The following is a 16,740-nucleotide window of genomic DNA, read 5'->3' on the forward strand; positions in this document are numbered from 1 at the left end:
AGCATGAACCAACCCAATAATGATATTGCTAGCGAAGGCAGCTTGGCAGGGCAGTTTATGGCTGCGTTTCGTAGCCTATTGATGAATATTGACGACATGCTCCCCGCGACAGTAGTGAGCTATGACGATAAAACTAACCGCGCGGTGATTAAGCCACTCGTCATGATGGTATCGACGGAGGGGCAAAAAGTCGGGCGTGCACCAGTACCGAATATTCCCGTTTTTCGTTTTGGTGGCGGGGGCTTTTTTATCCGTATGCCGATCAAGGCGGGTGATTTCGGTTGGTTAAAAGCCAATGACCGTGATATCAGCTTAATCTTTCAGCGTGGCGGCTTAGAGGATGAACCGAATACGGCTCGTTTACATACCTTTAGCGATGCGATGTTCTTCCCTGACACACTTAAAGGCTGGTTGATTGATGGCAAAAATACGGATGCCTTGGTGATTCAGTCCATGGATGGCTCCGTATGTTTGTCACTGCATGAGGGTAAAGCGGTTTTAGATTCGCCCGTTCTTGAAGTCAATGTGCCCGAAACCACCTTTAACGGCAATGTTACGGTTAATGGTAATCAGGCTATAAACGGTAACAGCGATTCAAACGGCGGTACGATGAAACACAACGGTAAAGATATCGGCTCAACACATAAACACAGCGGTATTCAAAGTGGTAATAGCAATTCAGGAGTCCCCGTATGAAAACATTTAATGTCGACAGCAATAACGACATCCATCTTGGCAATGACGGAAATTTATCGATTGTGAGTGGTGAACGGGCATCAAAAAACCGTTGTGAGCATTACGTCAAAGCACTCCGTGGTGAAATGTTGCATAAGCTCGATATGGGGATTCCTTACTGGAAAACCACCTTTGGGCGGCAAGCGGATATTCCGTTATTTGAAGCGGCGTTTCGTGACCGGCTGCGTGAGTTGGATGATGTGATATCGGTGGTGTCATTTTCGGCATTAATCGCCGATAACTCGCTGAACTATACCGCGGTGATCCAGACCATTTATGGGGAGATAACGCTTAATGGCTGATTATCAATATATTACGTCACAGGGTGTAATTGTGCCGGATACCAGCACATTACGTGATGATGTCGAAAGCGAATATAGAAGTGTGTTTGGTCAGGATTTAGATGTTAATCCCGAAACCCCGCAAGGCGCATTGATCACCATGGAGGTCGAAAATCGGGACGCCGTTGTGCGCAATAATGCAGAGTTGGCCAATCAAATTAACCCCGATTTAGCCGGTGGCATTTTCCTTGATGCAATATGGGCCTTAATGGGCGGGCAGCGTTTTGATGCGACTCACTCCTTTTTATCACAGGTGAAATTCACGGGTATTGCCGAGACTATCATCCCTAAGGGGTCACAAGCGGCCACGCTGAATGGTGACTTATTCGAAACCACCAAAACCTTAATTATCGGTAAAGATGGCTCAGTAACAGGGGATATGCGCGCCATTGAAACAGGGGCGGTTGAGTGCGGTGTGGGTCAACTCAATAAAGTGGCCAGTTCGGTATTAGGTTGGGAAACTGTTCATAACCCCAGCAATGCGGTGTTGGGGCGAGATGCCGAATCAGACCTACAATCACGGCGACGACGCAAGCAGACGCTAGCCAAAAACACCGTCAGTGTGGGGGAAGCAATTACTTCGGCACTGTATGAGTTAGAAGGTGTGCGTTCGTTAGCGTATCGAGAAAACTACACTGACCAACCGATGATGTTTGATGGGATCACGTTAGTTCCCCATAGCATTTATGTGTGTGTTGAAGGGGGCGATAAAGAGGCGATTGCCCGTTCGCTACTGCGTACAAAAACACTGGGTGCGGCTTTTAACGGCAGTGAAGAAGTTGAAGTATTGGAAAACATCAGCGGCCAAATTTATCCCGTTAAATTTGATAGGGCGAAAGAAATTGTTTTGTTTTGCCGAGTAACGGTGAAAAAAGCCACGGTGGATGCACAAACCATTATTCCTTCTGCGGTTGAGTCATGGGCAAATGGGGATATCGATGGTGAGGGCGGTTTAGTGGTGGGGCGCGATGTATCACCTTTCGAAATATCAGCCGGTATCAATGCCGTCGAGCCTCGGTTGTTTATTACACGTGTCGAACTTTCAACGGATGGCAAAGCCTGGTCTTCAAATAATTATGAAATCAAAATGAATGAGGTGGCAAGGCTCAAACGCAGTGCGGTACAGGTGGTGTTGGTATGAGTAAAATCCAATCGTTTGATTTTCACTCTGATTTATTAAAGGCGATCCTTTGGCAATATGAGGATGCGACAAATCTTAAGGCGTTAGCCAAATACAAAGCGGAGTATTTTGAACAATCCACCGTCCAGTTTTGGCGTGATTGGTACCGTGATGTGTTTAATATCGATACTGCGAACGAGTTTGGGCTAAATATTTGGGCGCGTATTCTTGATGTGCCATTGGGAATTGATGTTCCCCCGAGTGATAAAACCAAAATCGGCTTTGGTTTCGGTAAAAAGAACGCTAATTTTAAAGCCAACTTTCGACGTAATGCCGATTACACCTTATCGCTGACTGTCGACCAAAAGCGCCTCATCGTGCGTATGCGCTATTTTAACCTTACGCAAAGCCCAACGGTCATCAATATTAACGAATTTCTTAAACGGTTCTTCTGGCAGGACGATAGCAAGGTATTTGTGCTTGATCCGCTCGATATGACCTATCTGTATTACGTGTTTAATTTCAATCCAGATGAACGATTACGGGTCCTTCTTGAAAACTTTGATCTTATGCCTCGCCCATCGGGTGTGGGTGTCAAATACCGTATCGTGACGAAAAAAGCCTTCGGTCACGGCCAACACCGTAAAAACTTCCTTAGCAGTAATTTCGGAGCTTAAAACTCATGACAAAAATCTTTAAAATCCCCTTTGCAACACAAGGGGATAGAACTTCTATTCCTGATGATGTGCAAGCCGATGGCGCAGTTTCTTACACGCAAGGCTATAGTTACGATTATGAGCGTGACCAACAAACTGACCCTGCCGCGAAAGATATTGAACGTGAGAAGATGAATGGGATATTTCACGATATCACGGAAGCGATAGGCGAGTTGCAGAGCTTTGGTTTCCCTAAGTGGGCGACAGAAGGCAAGCCATACCCAATCCGCGCGATTGTTTATCATAAAAACAAAACGTGGCAGTCGAAGATTGAAAATAACAATGTTGAACCTGTCGCAGGCACAGCATGGCAGGAACTGAAAGCCGATTTAAGCGCCGGTGATATCAATGTTTATACCAAAACGGAGTCTGACAAGCGTTTCCAGCCATTAGGCAACTATCAGCCTGCAGGTTACAGCTATTCTAAAGCCGAATCTGACACTAATTACCAACCTAAGGGCAATTATGCCCCCGCAGGCAACTACGCACTTAAAGGTGAAAGCTACACTAAAGCAGAGGGCGATGGGCGATACCAGCCGAAAGGCAGTTATCAGCCATCAGGTGACTATGCTTTAAAAGGGGATAGCTATACCAAGGCTGAGACCGATGGTAAGTATCAACCTAAAGGCAGCTATCAAGCCGCGGGCTATAGTTATTCTAAAGCGGAGTCTGATACCAACTATCAGCCTAAGGGTAACTATGCCCCGGCGGGTAATTATGCACTTAAAGGTGAAAGTTACACCAAGGCCGAAGGGGATACACGATATCAGCCAAAAGGCAGTTATCAGCCGTCGGGGGATTATGCAACAAACACAGCGCTTAATAACGGGCTTAATACTAAGCTCAATACGAGCAGTGTCACCCAATCAACGGGCGGTTCAACAACGAACGTGATGAGCCAGAAGGCTGTCACCGATGCATTACAAAATGCGGTCAATCTTAATACTATTTACCCTATTGGTATTGTGGTGTGGTTTGCACAAAATAAGAACCCCAATACATTATTCCCTGGTACGAAATGGCAGTACATCGGCGAAAATAAAACCATTCGATTAGCTGCTGCAAGTGGTGCGAATGTGTTAACAACTGGTGGTTCGGATTCAGTTACTATAGGTAAAGGCCACCTTCCTGCGGTATCACTTAAGTATTCGGGTACAACTGTTTCAAGTGGAGGGTATACCCACACACGTGGGACAATGAATATTACGGGGGAGTTTGGATATATCCGGAGTGATAATGCTATTCACTCCATGGCAACAGGCGCTTTTAGTCTTGCTAACGGGGGAACCGGCTATAATGGTAATAACACTACTGGTGGCTATAAATATGTATTTAACGCATCTAAAACATGGTCAGGTGAAACGTCTAATAGTGGAGCGCATACGCATACCTATTCAGGTAACACGGAAAACCTCGGTTCAGGAACGGCCTTAACAGTTACCAACGCCTATATCATGCTGATGGGGTGGTATCGATTAAGTTAAGTGATATTAATAAATAAAAGTGTGGCGTGCATTGTAATATGCACACCACACTTAAATTAAAAGATCACTTGTTGTTCAATTGTTTTTTTGTTATCCATATCTACAATGAAATTAATGGATTTTATATTTTTAGGTGAAACTGGAATAGTGAAACCAACTAAATTCATACCATAAATAGAGTCTATCTTGTTATTCTCTTCAGTATGTATTTTGTTTTTGTCATCCATTACTATTATTCTATAGCTTTCATTTGACATTAATTTTTTGTTATCAACAAGTTGTAGGACTATAGTTGTTCCTTTCAAAAATCTATCTTTACCTAAGAATAGATTTGAAACATTTGTATTTGTTACATTAGGTAGTGGCAATTTTATCCCATCTAAAATAACTGCGTAGTTATAGTCTATTTTATAGGTTTCAATCGGATGGCTAATGTTAAAGTATTCAGCCATTGCATTAGGATTATGATATAAATCCATTTCGTCACCACCTCTGAAAGAGCGTGGATAGTAATACTCGGGTATCTTATCGGTTTTAGAATCACCAATTATTTCTTCGTTTATTGCATAAATTCTTATTTTCTCTTGAGTCGTTATTGCATTATATGAATAGACCATTTGAATATATGAAAAAATGAAACCACAAAGAGTTAAAATACCAATAAAATATGTAATTGCGATTCCTCTTTTATTTTTCATACTAAATGCGTATCCAATAGAAAAGGAGCATGAAATAACATAAAAAAGGTGAGCGCCACTCAAAGACCTAGTAGGAAATGTTGGGGATGCAACCATGGAAAATATACTTAAAAAGCCTAATACGATAAACAATAATGAAAGATAAAAGCTTTTTGACTTCTTTTCACCTACATAAGTTAGCAGCAAAAGTAATGAAGCAACTAGTACACCCCACGTTTTAGTAAATGAATGTGAAAGTTTATCCGATAAAAAATATGTGATTTTTTCTATCGTACTGAGGGAGTAAAAGTCAGTGAAAAGAGCGGCTCGATGAAAATTACCAGGGCTCGAAATCAAAGTTACAAACCCAAGTATAACAAGTACAGATGAAAAGATAATAAGTCTGTTTTTATGTTTAAAAAAAACATAACAGGAGGTAATTACTGAAATGGCAACTATAATCCAACTCGTATTTTCATTACTGCATCCAGCAAAAAAAGAACTGATTATGAGAGGGATTAGACACTTTTTATCATCAAGATAACGAAATAAAAAATAAAGATAAATAACAATAAATAAATTTGTGACAAGATAATTTGCTGCACCAACAACCCAAAAAACAATTTGACCAAGAGCTGGGTTTGTAACCCAGTAAATTGAAAATAAAACAATAAACTGTAAAAAAAATGTTTTTTTACTTGTGTCAGAGTTACTACTTATTTTAGTAATTAAAAAGATCATCATTGTTAATACAAATGCAATCATACTATTTTTTAGTATGTTAGAGCCTGATGTAAGAACTAGAGTGCTAAAATAGTCTGATACAAATCTTCCACTCCATGAAAGGTAGTGAGATACATGAGCAGATAATGAATTTCCTTTAATATAATACACATAGTCATCAGAATGCATAGGTGTATAGTATTCGACTAAAAAAATAAGCGAAAAGACAATTAGGACACTTATGTAGCCTAAATTAATACGTTTTAAGTAGTTAGTCATTTTTGTTCTCAATATAATCTGTCTTTTTTAGCAAGTATCTAGGCCTTGCTTTGCTTTCAGTATAAATACGACCAATATACTCACCGAGTACACCAATACCAATAAGCTGAACTCCACCTAAAAATAGAATAGAAACAAGTAATGAAGGATAACCAGGAACAGGATTACCCCAAATTAATTTATCTACCATCATCCAACCACCATAGATAAAAGATGCAAAAGCAACAAATAAACCAATGTAAGTCCAAACGCGTAATGGAAAAGTAGAAAAACTCGTTATACCTTCTAAGGCTAAGTTCCATAATTTCCAGCCATTGAATTTACTTTCTCCAGCAGATCTTTCTGCTCTGTTGTATTCAACAACATCAATTTTTCCACCCACCCATGAAAGGATACCTTTCATGAATAAATTACGCTCAGGTAATAATTTTATATATTCGACACTCTGACGAGATATCAACCTAAAATCGCCAACATTTTCTTCAATTTCAGGCGCGCTAATTTTATTATGGAGCTTGTAAAACCATTCAGCTGTTTTGCGTTTTAACCATGTATCACTAGTACGATTAGCTCTTTTTGCGAGAACAATATCTGCGCCTTGTTGCCATTTATCTATGAGCTGTGGAATAACATCAATAGGATCTTGAAGGTCTACATCAATAGGTATTACAGCTTCTCCAGTTGCGTATTCAAGGCCCGCAAACAAAGCCGGTTCCTTACCAAAATTTCGCGTGAAGTTTAAAGGGAGCACTAAAGGGTCAGCAATAGCTAATGCATTGATAATATTTTCAGTGCTGTCTTTACTTCCATCATTTATGAAGACTATTTCGATATCATATTGATTAAGAATCGGGTGTTCTCTTACTGACTTATAAAATATAGGGATAGCTTCTTCTTCGTTATAAACGGGCACTACTAATGATATTTTCATTGTGGAGTATCTCTGAAAACAAAGATTTTGGAGTAAAGAAAACCTAATACGAGGCTAATCGAAGAAAAAATTATTAAAGTTGCGATAGGGGGGAATCGTAGCTGGTCTGAAACATAACCAGTCAAATAACTTAATAGCCCCATAAATAAGGTAAATGATAAGTATCGTGCTGTAGTCGCTTTAGCTTTGAACGTGAATTTTGCATTAGCAAAAAAGGAAAAACTGACAGCAGCTATGAAGCCTATTAAGTTAGCTATAGCTTGAGAGGTTGAAAGGAACACTGTCAGTAGCCCAAAAATGGACCAATGTATAAGAGTGTTTAAAATTCCAACCGAAAAGTATTTAGTGAATAACTTAATCATTTCAATCATTCGTATTGAGAAGAGAATAAGTAATTTAGTATACCTGAATATACCTACTGATGCAGCAAACTGATAAGGAGAGTTTATGTGAAATGTCGTGTTAGTCTTACTTTATTCTCCACCAAATTGTGAGGCGGAAAAGCAAGCCTATATTATAAAATAGGGGAAATGGGATTTTACTACAGTACCACTACGAACTATTTATATTTTGGTAGGTGTACTCAGAAAGCAATAAAAAAGCCCACCGAAGTGGGCTTTTAGTAACTTTCAAATGCGCGTGCATTTCACGTGCACTTTCTAGTCTTAATGTTGCCAGTGTTCAGTCCAACTGATTTTGCTAACTTCCTGTTTTTAAAACTGTTGTCCTATCACTGACCCACCAAATTTGGTGGAGCTGGCGGGAGTTGAACCCGCGTCCGAAATTTCTACATCCTCGGTACTACATGCTTAGTCTAGTCTTTAATTTCATTTGCCAGCTGCGGACAGACACGCCACCAACAAACTATCCTGATTAAATTTAATGCTTCAACCCCAGGCAAGGCATCCACACGAGTTCTTTTGGGTTTGACCTCTCTTGATCCCCGTCCTAAGAACGGAGGCTAGGGAGAGAGGGCTCTAAGCAGGTTATTAAGCTGCTAGTGCGTAGTTTTCGTCGTTTGCGACTATTTTTTTGCGGCTTTTAACGAGGCCAACCGCCCCTCGGCATGCACCTTGGGTTTCGCAAATCCCGTCGAATCCAGAATCAGCCCCAAGTTGTTGAACGCAGTATAACAGAAAAATACTCTAAAAAGCTAGAACTTAGCGATTAGAATGTTTCATTATACGTGCTTTATCTAATTGCCACTCGCGATCTTTTATATCTGAGCGTTTATCGTGCGCTTTTTTACCTTTTGCAACGCCAATTTTGACTTTGCACCACGCATTTTTCCAGTATAAGGATAATGCAATGACCGTGTAGCCTTCACGGTTTACTCGACCATAAAGGGTGTCAAGCTCCCGTTGGTTTAGTAACAGCTTTCTGCTACGAGTCGGATCACAGACAACATGAGACGATGCAACGTTTAACGGAGTAAAGTTGGCACCGAATAAGTATGCTTCACCGTCTCTAAGTAAGACATAGCTATCACCAATGTTTGCTTTACCAGCACGTAGTGATTTTACTTCCCAACCCTGTAAGGAGAGGCCAGCCTCGAACTCTTCTTCGATAGAATATTCGTGGCGAGCACGTTTGTTCATGGCAATTGTTGCCGAACCGGGTTTATAAGCTTTTTTCTTTGTCATAGTTTGGTCATTATACTGTAAGCTGTAGTGAAATAAATCTCTCAACGTTTAAAAATATGCCGATTGTGCATTTATTGTGCTCAATCTGTTTTGTTTTTTGTTTAACCAATCAATAGTGGTAATATATAGGCAGTTTTTGGGGATAGGAATCGATATGCCACAGATTAGTCGCTCTGCGTTAGTACCATTTAGTGCAGAACAAATGTATAAGCTCGTTAATGATGTTATTGCATATCCCAGTTTTTTACCGGGGTGTGTAGGTAGTCGTGTGATTAGTCATAGTGATGATGAAATGACTGCATCGGTTGAGGTTTCAAAAGCAGGTATTAGTAAGACCTTTGTCACAAAAAATGTGCTAGAGGATAATGCACGTATTCATATGCAGCTAGTTGAAGGGCCTTTTAGTAAGTTAACTGGTGGCTGGCGCTTCATTCCTTTAAGTGCAGATGCCTGTAAAATTGAGTTTCATCTTGATTTTGAATTTACTAATAAGCTCATTGAACTTGCATTTGGAAAAATCTTCAAAGAACTGGCTAATAATATGGTTCAAGCATTTACGCTCCGAGCAAAGGATATATACAGTGTCTGAGTTAAATATCGAAGTCACTTATGCTTTACCTGAAAAGCAGTATTTATTGGCTGTAAAAATTAATGAGGGTGCAACAGTTGAGGATGCAATCATTGCTTCTGGTATTCTTGCATTAAGAGCCGATATCGATCTTAAAAAAAATAAGGTTGGTATCTTCAGTCGTCCGGTTAAGTTAAGTGATACTTTGAAAGAAGGGGATAGAGTTGAAATCTATCGGCCTTTGATTGCAGATCCTAAAGAATTGCGCCGTAAGCGAGCTGAAAAATCTAAAGATAATAAAAAATAATTATCTTTTTACGTATTTTTGAACCGAGAGTTTTGAAGTGACCCCCAATAGTTGGACAACCAATTACTGGGGGTTTTTTATGTCTAAATATAATCGGAATTTAAAAATTGCTATCGCAAATCAATGCCTATCGGGGGAATCATCAGAAGCACTTTCAAAAATATATGATATTTCTTCTCGGCAGATCCGATATTGGGCTCAAGTCGTGACTATTCATGGTAATAAGGCTTTCCAGCCCACACCTCATTTACGTTGTGCAAAAGCAAGGTTACAAGCCATAAAACTTATGTGGACACATGACTGGTCTCTCGGTCACACTAGTGCCGTACTTAACTTAACTACGACTGGCACTCTATCTCTCTGGCTTGATAGATATGATAAATACGGGTTCAAAGGGTTAGAGTGTCGCTCAAGAGGAAGAAAGCCTATGGACTTCTCCAAAATAATAACTACTCGTCCTGACGATGAAAAGACACTTGAAGAATTGAAAGAAGAGGTTGCCTACTTACGTGCAGAAAATGCTGTGCTAAAAAAGTTGGAAGAGTTGGAACAAATAAAACGACGGCAAGCAAAGAAAAGACGTTAATTGTTTTAGCCCTAAGAAATCAATATCCACTCAAACACTTGCTTCATGCTACGAAACTAGCAAAAAGTGTGTTCTATTATCACGTTAGAGAGTTAAAAAAACCAAAAGAATATACAATCGAACTCGAACGTATTGAAAAGATTTATCATGAACATAAAGGTCGCTACGGTTACAGGCGCATCCATTTAACACTGAAAAATGAAGGGTTTACATTAAATCACAAAACGGTTCAGCGATTAATGGGATTACTGAATTTAAAATCGACAGTCAGACCGAAGAAATATCGTTCATATCGGGGAGATGTGGGTAAAGCAGCGCCTAACTATCTCAAACGAAATTTTAAAGTGACTAAACCGAATGAAAAGTGGGTAACAGATGTCACTGAATTTAAAGTGAATGAACAAAAAGTGTATCTATCACCTATTATTGATTTATATAACCAAGAGGTTGTAGCTTATAAAGTGGCTAAAAATGCACGTTTAACGTTGGTCACAGAGATGCTAAAAAAAGGGCTATCTCGATTAGGAGAAGCTCAAAAACCACTCTTACACAGTGATCAGGGTTGGCAATATCGGCACAAACACTACCAGAAACAGTTAAGGGACAATTGGAATTAAACAAAGTATGTCAAGGAAAGGTAACTGTTTAGATAATGCCGTTGCTGAGAATTTTTTTGGTCTATTGAAATCGGAAATGTATCATGGATATCGTTTTCGAGATGCCGATGAACTGATTGATAAAATTGGCGAATACATAGAGTATTACAACACCAAACGGATCAAAGCCAAATTAAAAGGCCTGACTCCGATTGAATATCGAAATCAGGCCTTACAAGCCGCTTAACTAAAAGTGTCCAACTTTATGGGGTCACTTCATTTCTCGGTTTTTTTATTTGTGCTATTCAAAAATTGGTTAGTTAGAAAAAAGATTGGTAAGTAGAGAACTTTGAATTAGGTAAATAGCAATAACTACCTGTTTTAAGCAGGTAGTTACTCAACACGGTTAACAAGCTATAAAATAAATAACCTAAGTTATCTTAGTTGGTTAACCATTTTTGGCTTGGTGTGGCTGGTTGCTGCTCAGTTGCAGGCTCGACAGCTTTCGGCTGACTTTCTGGCTCTGCTTCTACAGCTGGCTGGGTGTTTTCAGCTTCTTTTGCTTCCATTGCTTCTTGTGCAGAAAGATTTTTCTCATTTTTGATGTCAGTTAGTATACCGTTACGATCAAATGTGAGAGTTAATGTTTCTTGTTTAACCGGATCATGACCAAGTTCTTGGCGGAAAACATAGTACCAAGTTTGAGTACCAAACGGGTCGGTTAACATTGGTGTGCCCAAAGTATAAGCGACCTGTTGCTGAGTCATTCCTTTTTGGATCTTAGCAACATCTTTCGCTGTCAGGTAATTACCTTGGTTAATGTCAGGGTGATAGACCAAACGTTCCATCATTGAACAGCCCGATGACATTAATGCGAGTGATAGTGCAGCAGCAGTTAACAGTTTATAACGCATGGATATCTCATTCCTTTTGGAGTCAGAACATCAATGATAATCGACATTGATACAATTTAAAACCTTCCGTATTGACTCTAAGACCATATGAGAGCAAAAAAGTTGTCAAAATTTACGCTGCAAGCAATTCTTTTGCATTTGCTAACGTATTTTTAGTCACTTCACTTCCCGCTAGCAGGCGAGCGAGTTCTTGTAAACGTGCTTTTTTATCAAGTAATTGCATATGTGTTTCGGTTTCAACACCATTGGTTTCTTTGCAGACATAAAAATGGTGATGACCACAACCTGCAACTTGAGGTAAGTGTGTGACACACATCACTTGGGTTGACTCACCAAGCTCACGAAGTAAACGACCCACAATTGCGGCTGTTGGTCCGCTAATACCAACATCAACTTCATCAAAGATCAGTGCTGGAGTATCCATTTTTTTCGCAGTGATAACTTGAATTGCTAGTGCAATACGTGATAACTCACCACCAGAGGCGACTTTAGCGAGTGCTTGGTGAGGTTGCCCTGGGTTTGTTGTTACATTAAATTCAACTTTGCTTGCACCATCTGGCTGTAAATGTTCAGGTGTAAATTTGACATCAATAGTGAAACGACCATGAGGCATAGAGAGTTGATGCATGCTGCTTGTTATAAGCTGGCTTAGCTCTTGTGCAAATTCAATACGCACCTGATGAAGCTCCTGTGCGCAGAGAATGGCTTGTTGATGGTCGCGTTGAACTTGTTCACTAAGGGCTTCACAATCTTCATTTTGATTAGCTATTTTTTCTTGCTCATCAAGAAGCTGTTGATAAAGCTCTGGCAATGCCTCTGGCACGATATGGTGCTTGCGAGCAAGATTAATTTGTTTCGATATGCGCTGTTCAAGTTCAAACAGTCGATTAGGATCTAACTCGTACTGATCACAATAGTGTCTGAGTTCATCACTTGCTTCACTGACTTGGATTGATGCTTCTTCCAACATATCTAATAAGTTTGAAAATTTATTATCTAAAGAAGCTAACTCAGCTAATTCATGTTTAGCCATATTAAGTAGACTCAAAATATTGGCATCATCATTATCAGACATGATCTGTACAGCATTTTGCCCAAGCGATAGAAACTGACCATAATTTGCGAGTTGTTTATATTCTTGCTCAATGGTTTCAAATTCACCTTGAACAGGTGAGAATTCGCTTAATTCTTTTAAATGATATTCAAGCAGTTGCTGGCGTGATTCGCGTTCTTGCATTTGTTTTTGAAACAGGGCAAGTTGCTGACAAGAGTCATGCCATTGCTGCCAAGCCTTTTTCATTTGTGTGAGTAAAAATTGCTGATTAGCATAGGCATCAAGAAGCGATTTTTGATGCGTATTATCGAGTAATTGCTGATGAGCATGTTGCCCATGAATTTGAATAAGCAGAGCTCCGAGTTCACGTAGTTGGGAAAGAGGAACAGCGGTTCCATTGATAAAACCTCGTGAGCGACCATCAAGTGTAATGGTTCTGCGTAATAGGCACTCATTATGATTGTCTAATTCATGGTCTATGAGCCATTTTGCTGCGCTATCAGCATCGATCAAAGAAAAGCGCGCACAGAGGTCTGCACGTTGTGCACCAGGGCGTACCATATTGGCGTCACCACGGTTACCCAAGCATAGGCCTAGTGCATCAATAGCGATAGATTTACCTGCACCAGTTTCACCTGTAATAGTGGTCATACCGCTACGAAAATCAATTTCAAGATCACGAACGATAGCAAAATTATTAATGGTAAGTTGGGTAAGCATCTGCGCTCTCCTGTGAAAATACACACCTGTGTTTCTATACAGTTTATCCTGTTTTTTTATACAGTAAAGAGGCAGATGATAAAAATTAGAAAGTTTTTTTAGCCCATCCTAATTTTGAACTTAACGTATTGAAATAATTATAATCTTTTGGATGAATGAGATTCAGGTTTTTGTTACTACGTTGTACGATGACTTCCTCTCCATCTTGTATTGGTAACATGATCTGGCTATCACAACTTACTTCGTAGTCAATATTAGTGCGTAGAAATTTCAAACGAATGCTACTGTTGCTACTGATTACTAGCGGGCGTGACGAAAGTGTATGTGGGAACATAGGTACTAAAACGATAGCATCTAAATTAGGCGTAAGAATAGGGCCACCAGCAGAAAGAGAGTAAGCAGTAGAGCCTGTTGGGGTTGCAATAATTAACCCATCCGAGCGTTGTGAGAATGCAAAACGTTCATCAATGTAAACTTCAAATTCGATCATATGAGCGACTTTACCGGGGTGTAATACGACCTCATTGATTGCACTACTTTTGCGGGCCTTTTGATTAGGTTTTATGACTTGTGCTTCGAGTAAAAAACGTTGCTCTTCATGGTATTCGCCATCAAGTACCCGAGAAAGTTGTTGTAGCGCGTTATCGGGGTCAAGATCGGTGAGAAAACCAAGGTTTCCACGGTTGATGCCAATGACCTTATTATTGTAGCGAGATAAGATCCTAGCGGCCCCAAGCATATTGCCATCACCGCCAACAACAATAACTAAATCAGCCTGTTGACCGATTTCGGTGAGGTTCCCAGTATTAGCATTATGGAGTTTTAAGTCTTTGGCAACTTGTTTATCAATAATCGCGTGGTAGTTTTTGGATAACAGCCAATTATAGATTAATTCATGGGTCGCCAAAGCTTCGGGGTGGCGCGGATGGCCAACAATACCGATAGTTCGAAAAAGTGTCTTTTGCGAGCTTTTGTCCTTACGCATATTTTTTTGGCCTCTCATTACATGACTTCCCTTGAATCCCTGTTTTATATCCCCATAATACTCTAATAAATGGGATTAATGCTAAATACGCGGAGATATTCATGAGTAGTAAAGAACAAAACATGCATGATGAGCAAGCCCCTGAGCTAAATGAAGCACAAAAATCGGAGCTAGAGCAAGAAGCACAGCCGGCAGATCAACAAGCAGAAGTGCAAGCGTTGGCAGCGCGTATTGCTGAGCTTGAAGAGCAACTTGCAGCATCTCAAAAAGTAGAGCGTGAAGCAATGCTTCGTGCTCATGCTGAAATTGAAAATATTCGTCGTCGTACAGAACAAGACATTGAGAAGGCGCACAAGTTTGCACTTGAGAAATTTTCAAATGAGCTGTTGCCTGTTATCGATAATTTAGAGCGTGCTATTGAAGCGGCTGATCATGAAAGTGAAACATCAAAAGCAATGGTAGAAGGATTGGATTTAACGCTGAAAACTTTCCTAAGCGCTGTTGGTAAGTTTGGTATTGAAGTGGTTGGAGAATCGAACGTCGCATTTAACCCTGAAGTGCACCAAGCAATGACGATGATTGAATCACCTGAGCATCAACCAAATCAAGTTATTGATGTTATGCAAAAAGGCTATGTGTTAAATGGTCGTTTATTGCGGCCTGCAATGGTTATCGTTTCTAAATAATATATCGAAGAAACCGGGTGTTATACCCGGTTTCTTGTATCTATAAAAATTAATTGTCAATTTTTGGCTGCCAATTGATAGGCGTAAGCCCTTGTTGCTCTAATAATTGATTGGTTTGTGAGAAATGTCCACAGCCTAAAAATCCACGGTGTGCTGAAAGTGGTGAAGGGTGTGGGGCTTTTAAAATATGATGGCGTTTGCTATCAATTATGCGGCCTTTCTTCTGAGCGTGTGAGCCCCACAGTAAAAAAACGACACCTTCTCTATTTTCATTAATAGCGGCGATAACTTTATCAGTAAATGTTTCCCAGCCTAGATGGGCATGTGAGTGGGCATTGCCTTGTTCGACAGTTAACACGGTATTGAGTAGCAGAACACCTTGTTGAGCCCAGCTGAGCAGATAACCATGATCGGGACGTTGGAAGTTAGGAATATCTTTTTCTAATTCTTTATACATATTAACCAGTGATGGTGGTGGTTTAATGCCAGGAAGAACTGAAAAAGATAGACCATGCGCTTGCCCAGGGCCATGGTACGGATCTTGGCCTAAGATAACCACTTTTACATCGGCAAGTTCGGTGTATCTAAATGCATTAAATACATCTGCTTGTGGTGGGTAAATGATTTTTCCTTTCTGACGTTCATTAGCAACATAGGCGAGCGTATCAGTAAAGTAGGCTTGTGTTTTTTCTGAGCCAATGACGTCATGCCAAGTTGGGATATTTGCCATGAAAATTCCTATAACAATCAAATTATAGCTATAAGCTTACTGGTTTGATTGTAAGAGATAAAGTCCCGTTTTCATTAATTGGTTTCAAATATTTTTTAATATTAGTAAAAAATATTGATTTAAGTGATTTGTTAAAATTGATTTAAAACAGGGTGTTGGCCTATTAACGGTTAATTGCCACTCGAAATTATTGATAAATATCAAGGAAGCTGTGGTGGCTAGCTGGTATATAGTGTGTAGAGATATTGGTTAGACCAATTTTACTCGTCATACTTCAAGATGCAGGGTTGTTGACTGCGCTTAGCTAACCGAGTCACATAGTTATCTATGCTCCTTGGCTATCTTTGCTTGTTGCCTACCTGCATCTTGAACTATTTAGAGTATATATAATCGACAGTTAAATTATGGGATTGATCTTAATCCTACCTGAAAGTGGAGGTCGACATGATTACTGGTATTCAAATTACTAAAACTGATAATGCAGCGCTATTAAACTCGTTCTGGTTACTGGATGAAGAAAAAAATGAAGCACGCTGTGTGTGTGCAAAAGCTGATTATAATGAAGGGCAAATCGTTGCTAAAGATGAACTTGGTACGTTTGAGTATCGTGAAGTTCCTTTAGAAGTTAAGCCGACTGTACGTGTTGAAGGTGGCCAACATCTGAATGTTAACGTTTTAAGTCGTGAAACGTTAGAAGATGCAGTTAAAAATCCTGAAAAATACCCTCAGTTAACTATTCGTGTTTCTGGTTATGCAGTGCGTTTTAATTCACTGACACCAGAGCAGCAACGTGATGTTATTACTCGTACTTTTACTGAAAGTTTGTAGTCAGCGTATCATTCCAAATATAAGTATTAGTCTAAAACTAATTAAAAAAGCCATTGAATTTAATGGCTTTTTTATTCTTCACTAATAAAGTACATTGTTTTTTCCTCTTAAAATTTC

At 39.8% G+C, this 16,740-nt stretch carries 20 protein-coding genes and 1 other RNA gene; 12 read left to right on the forward strand and 9 right to left on the reverse strand.

What is annotated here, in order from left to right; all coding sequences use genetic code 11:
* Positions 1-3 precede the first annotated feature (3 nt).
* Genes JI723_RS06995 through JI723_RS19900 form a run of 5 tightly spaced genes read left to right on the forward strand, consistent with a single transcriptional unit; the run spans position 4 to position 4,396 of the window.
* Positions 4-696 carry a Gp138 family membrane-puncturing spike protein gene (locus tag JI723_RS06995; RefSeq protein ID WP_337979880.1) on the forward strand — a complete coding sequence of 231 codons (693 nt, stop codon included), beginning with the start codon at positions 4-6 and terminating at the stop codon, positions 694-696.
* Entirely contained in the window at positions 693-1,037 is a 345-nt protein-coding gene (locus JI723_RS07000; protein WP_219246850.1) for a contractile injection system sheath initiator, read from the forward strand. The genes JI723_RS06995 and JI723_RS07000 overlap by 4 nt, the downstream gene beginning before the upstream one ends.
* A complete protein-coding gene (locus JI723_RS07005) occupies positions 1,030-2,217 on the forward strand; it encodes a baseplate J/gp47 family protein (RefSeq protein WP_337979881.1) in 1,188 nt (395 codons plus the stop codon). Before JI723_RS07000 ends, JI723_RS07005 begins: the two co-directional genes overlap by 8 nt.
* Complete coding sequence (locus JI723_RS07010) at positions 2,214-2,873, forward strand: DUF2612 domain-containing protein (RefSeq protein ID WP_337979882.1); 660 nt, start codon at positions 2,214-2,216, stop codon at positions 2,871-2,873. Before JI723_RS07005 ends, JI723_RS07010 begins: the two co-directional genes overlap by 4 nt.
* Positions 2,874-2,878: 5 nt before the next feature.
* On the forward strand, positions 2,879-4,396 hold the full coding sequence (locus tag JI723_RS19900) for a phage baseplate protein (RefSeq protein WP_420704847.1): 1,518 nt from the start codon (positions 2,879-2,881) through the stop codon (positions 4,394-4,396).
* A 56-nt stretch (positions 4,397-4,452) separates the two neighbouring features.
* On the opposite strand, the gene JI723_RS07020 is transcribed toward JI723_RS19900, so the two are convergent.
* The 5 genes from JI723_RS07020 to smpB form a co-directional block, all read right to left on the reverse strand.
* Entirely contained in the window at positions 4,453-6,075 is a 1,623-nt protein-coding gene (locus JI723_RS07020) for a DUF6056 family protein (RefSeq protein ID WP_337979883.1), read from the reverse strand.
* Positions 6,068-7,006, reverse strand: coding sequence for a glycosyltransferase family 2 protein (locus tag JI723_RS07025; RefSeq protein ID WP_109911406.1), 939 nt, complete (start codon positions 7,004-7,006; stop codon positions 6,068-6,070). Before JI723_RS07025 ends, JI723_RS07020 begins: the two co-directional genes overlap by 8 nt.
* Positions 7,003-7,368: a GtrA family protein gene (locus JI723_RS07030; protein ID WP_004912862.1), complete on the reverse strand. Its 366-nt coding sequence runs from the start codon at positions 7,366-7,368 to the stop codon at positions 7,003-7,005. Before JI723_RS07030 ends, JI723_RS07025 begins: the two co-directional genes overlap by 4 nt.
* Positions 7,369-7,754: 386 nt before the next feature.
* Positions 7,755-8,118, reverse strand: a transfer-messenger RNA (tmRNA) gene (gene ssrA, locus JI723_RS07035).
* A 48-nt stretch (positions 8,119-8,166) separates the two neighbouring features.
* Entirely contained in the window at positions 8,167-8,649 is a 483-nt protein-coding gene (gene smpB, locus JI723_RS07040; protein WP_070930020.1) for an SsrA-binding protein SmpB, read from the reverse strand.
* Positions 8,650-8,803: 154 nt separating this feature from the next.
* Here smpB and JI723_RS07045 point away from each other — a divergent pair, with 154 nt between their 5' ends.
* From JI723_RS07045 to JI723_RS07065, 5 genes are all read left to right on the forward strand, one after another.
* The gene (locus JI723_RS07045) at positions 8,804-9,238 is read left to right on the forward strand and encodes a type II toxin-antitoxin system RatA family toxin (protein WP_217495512.1); all 435 of its coding nucleotides are present in this window, start codon (positions 8,804-8,806) and stop codon (positions 9,236-9,238) included.
* The gene (locus tag JI723_RS07050; protein ID WP_272581218.1) at positions 9,231-9,524 is read left to right on the forward strand and encodes an RnfH family protein; all 294 of its coding nucleotides are present in this window, start codon (positions 9,231-9,233) and stop codon (positions 9,522-9,524) included. Before JI723_RS07045 ends, JI723_RS07050 begins: the two co-directional genes overlap by 8 nt.
* A gap of 79 nt (positions 9,525-9,603) precedes the next feature.
* Positions 9,604-10,110, forward strand: coding sequence for a helix-turn-helix domain-containing protein (locus JI723_RS07055; RefSeq protein ID WP_337979884.1), 507 nt, complete (start codon positions 9,604-9,606; stop codon positions 10,108-10,110).
* On the forward strand, positions 10,008-10,727 hold the full coding sequence (locus JI723_RS07060) for an IS3 family transposase (RefSeq protein WP_337979959.1): 720 nt from the start codon (positions 10,008-10,010) through the stop codon (positions 10,725-10,727). Before JI723_RS07055 ends, JI723_RS07060 begins: the two co-directional genes overlap by 103 nt.
* A gap of 7 nt (positions 10,728-10,734) precedes the next feature.
* Positions 10,735-10,953: an IS3 family transposase gene (locus tag JI723_RS07065; RefSeq protein WP_272581216.1), complete on the forward strand. Its 219-nt coding sequence runs from the start codon at positions 10,735-10,737 to the stop codon at positions 10,951-10,953.
* Positions 10,954-11,146: 193 nt separating this feature from the next.
* Here the strand turns inward: JI723_RS07065 and bamE are convergent, their stop codons facing one another.
* The 3 genes from bamE to nadK form a co-directional block, all read right to left on the reverse strand.
* A complete protein-coding gene (gene bamE, locus JI723_RS07070; protein ID WP_272581215.1) occupies positions 11,147-11,620 on the reverse strand; it encodes an outer membrane protein assembly factor BamE in 474 nt (157 codons plus the stop codon).
* Between the two features lie 112 nt (positions 11,621-11,732).
* Complete coding sequence (recN, locus tag JI723_RS07075; protein WP_336193510.1) at positions 11,733-13,394, reverse strand: DNA repair protein RecN; 1,662 nt, start codon at positions 13,392-13,394, stop codon at positions 11,733-11,735.
* An 85-nt stretch (positions 13,395-13,479) separates the two neighbouring features.
* Positions 13,480-14,379 (reverse strand): NAD(+) kinase, encoded by a 900-nt coding sequence (nadK, locus tag JI723_RS07080; RefSeq protein WP_070930087.1) that lies wholly within the window; start codon positions 14,377-14,379, stop codon positions 13,480-13,482.
* Between the two features lie 101 nt (positions 14,380-14,480).
* On the opposite strand from nadK, the gene grpE reads away from it, so the two are divergent.
* Positions 14,481-15,065 carry a nucleotide exchange factor GrpE gene (gene grpE, locus JI723_RS07085; RefSeq protein ID WP_140180259.1) on the forward strand — a complete coding sequence of 195 codons (585 nt, stop codon included), beginning with the start codon at positions 14,481-14,483 and terminating at the stop codon, positions 15,063-15,065.
* A gap of 49 nt (positions 15,066-15,114) precedes the next feature.
* Here grpE and ung read toward each other — a convergent pair whose 3' ends face one another.
* Positions 15,115-15,795 carry a uracil-DNA glycosylase gene (gene ung / locus JI723_RS07090; protein ID WP_070930025.1) on the reverse strand — a complete coding sequence of 227 codons (681 nt, stop codon included), beginning with the start codon at positions 15,793-15,795 and terminating at the stop codon, positions 15,115-15,117.
* Between the two features lie 444 nt (positions 15,796-16,239).
* Between ung and grcA the strand changes: the two genes are divergently transcribed.
* Positions 16,240-16,623, forward strand: coding sequence for an autonomous glycyl radical cofactor GrcA (grcA, locus tag JI723_RS07095; protein ID WP_070930026.1), 384 nt, complete (start codon positions 16,240-16,242; stop codon positions 16,621-16,623).
* Positions 16,624-16,740: the final 117 nt, after the last annotated feature.

This window comes from Providencia manganoxydans, from assembly GCF_016618195.1.
Classification (GTDB): domain Bacteria; phylum Pseudomonadota; class Gammaproteobacteria; order Enterobacterales; family Enterobacteriaceae; genus Providencia; species Providencia manganoxydans.

Coding starts and splice junctions, on each gene's coding strand:
- JI723_RS06995 (WP_337979880.1), top strand. CDS start 4: ATGAACCAACCCAATAATGATATTGCTAGCGAAGGCAGCTTGGCAGGG.
- JI723_RS07000 (WP_219246850.1), top strand. CDS start 693: ATGAAAACATTTAATGTCGACAGCAATAACGACATCCATCTTGGCAAT.
- JI723_RS07005 (WP_337979881.1), top strand. CDS start 1,030: ATGGCTGATTATCAATATATTACGTCACAGGGTGTAATTGTGCCGGAT.
- JI723_RS07010 (WP_337979882.1), top strand. CDS start 2,214: ATGAGTAAAATCCAATCGTTTGATTTTCACTCTGATTTATTAAAGGCG.
- JI723_RS19900 (WP_420704847.1), top strand. CDS start 2,879: ATGACAAAAATCTTTAAAATCCCCTTTGCAACACAAGGGGATAGAACT.
- JI723_RS07020 (WP_337979883.1), bottom strand. CDS start 6,075: ATGACTAACTACTTAAAACGTATTAATTTAGGCTACATAAGTGTCCTA.
- JI723_RS07025 (WP_109911406.1), bottom strand. CDS start 7,006: ATGAAAATATCATTAGTAGTGCCCGTTTATAACGAAGAAGAAGCTATC.
- JI723_RS07030 (WP_004912862.1), bottom strand. CDS start 7,368: ATGATTAAGTTATTCACTAAATACTTTTCGGTTGGAATTTTAAACACT.
- smpB (WP_070930020.1), bottom strand. CDS start 8,649: ATGACAAAGAAAAAAGCTTATAAACCCGGTTCGGCAACAATTGCCATG.
- JI723_RS07045 (WP_217495512.1), top strand. CDS start 8,804: ATGCCACAGATTAGTCGCTCTGCGTTAGTACCATTTAGTGCAGAACAA.
- JI723_RS07055 (WP_337979884.1), top strand. CDS start 9,604: ATGTCTAAATATAATCGGAATTTAAAAATTGCTATCGCAAATCAATGC.
- JI723_RS07065 (WP_272581216.1), top strand. CDS start 10,735: ATGTCAAGGAAAGGTAACTGTTTAGATAATGCCGTTGCTGAGAATTTT.
- bamE (WP_272581215.1), bottom strand. CDS start 11,620: ATGCGTTATAAACTGTTAACTGCTGCTGCACTATCACTCGCATTAATG.
- recN (WP_336193510.1), bottom strand. CDS start 13,394: ATGCTTACCCAACTTACCATTAATAATTTTGCTATCGTTCGTGATCTT.
- nadK (WP_070930087.1), bottom strand. CDS start 14,379: ATGCGTAAGGACAAAAGCTCGCAAAAGACACTTTTTCGAACTATCGGT.
- grpE (WP_140180259.1), top strand. CDS start 14,481: ATGAGTAGTAAAGAACAAAACATGCATGATGAGCAAGCCCCTGAGCTA.
- ung (WP_070930025.1), bottom strand. CDS start 15,795: ATGGCAAATATCCCAACTTGGCATGACGTCATTGGCTCAGAAAAAACA.
- grcA (WP_070930026.1), top strand. CDS start 16,240: ATGATTACTGGTATTCAAATTACTAAAACTGATAATGCAGCGCTATTA.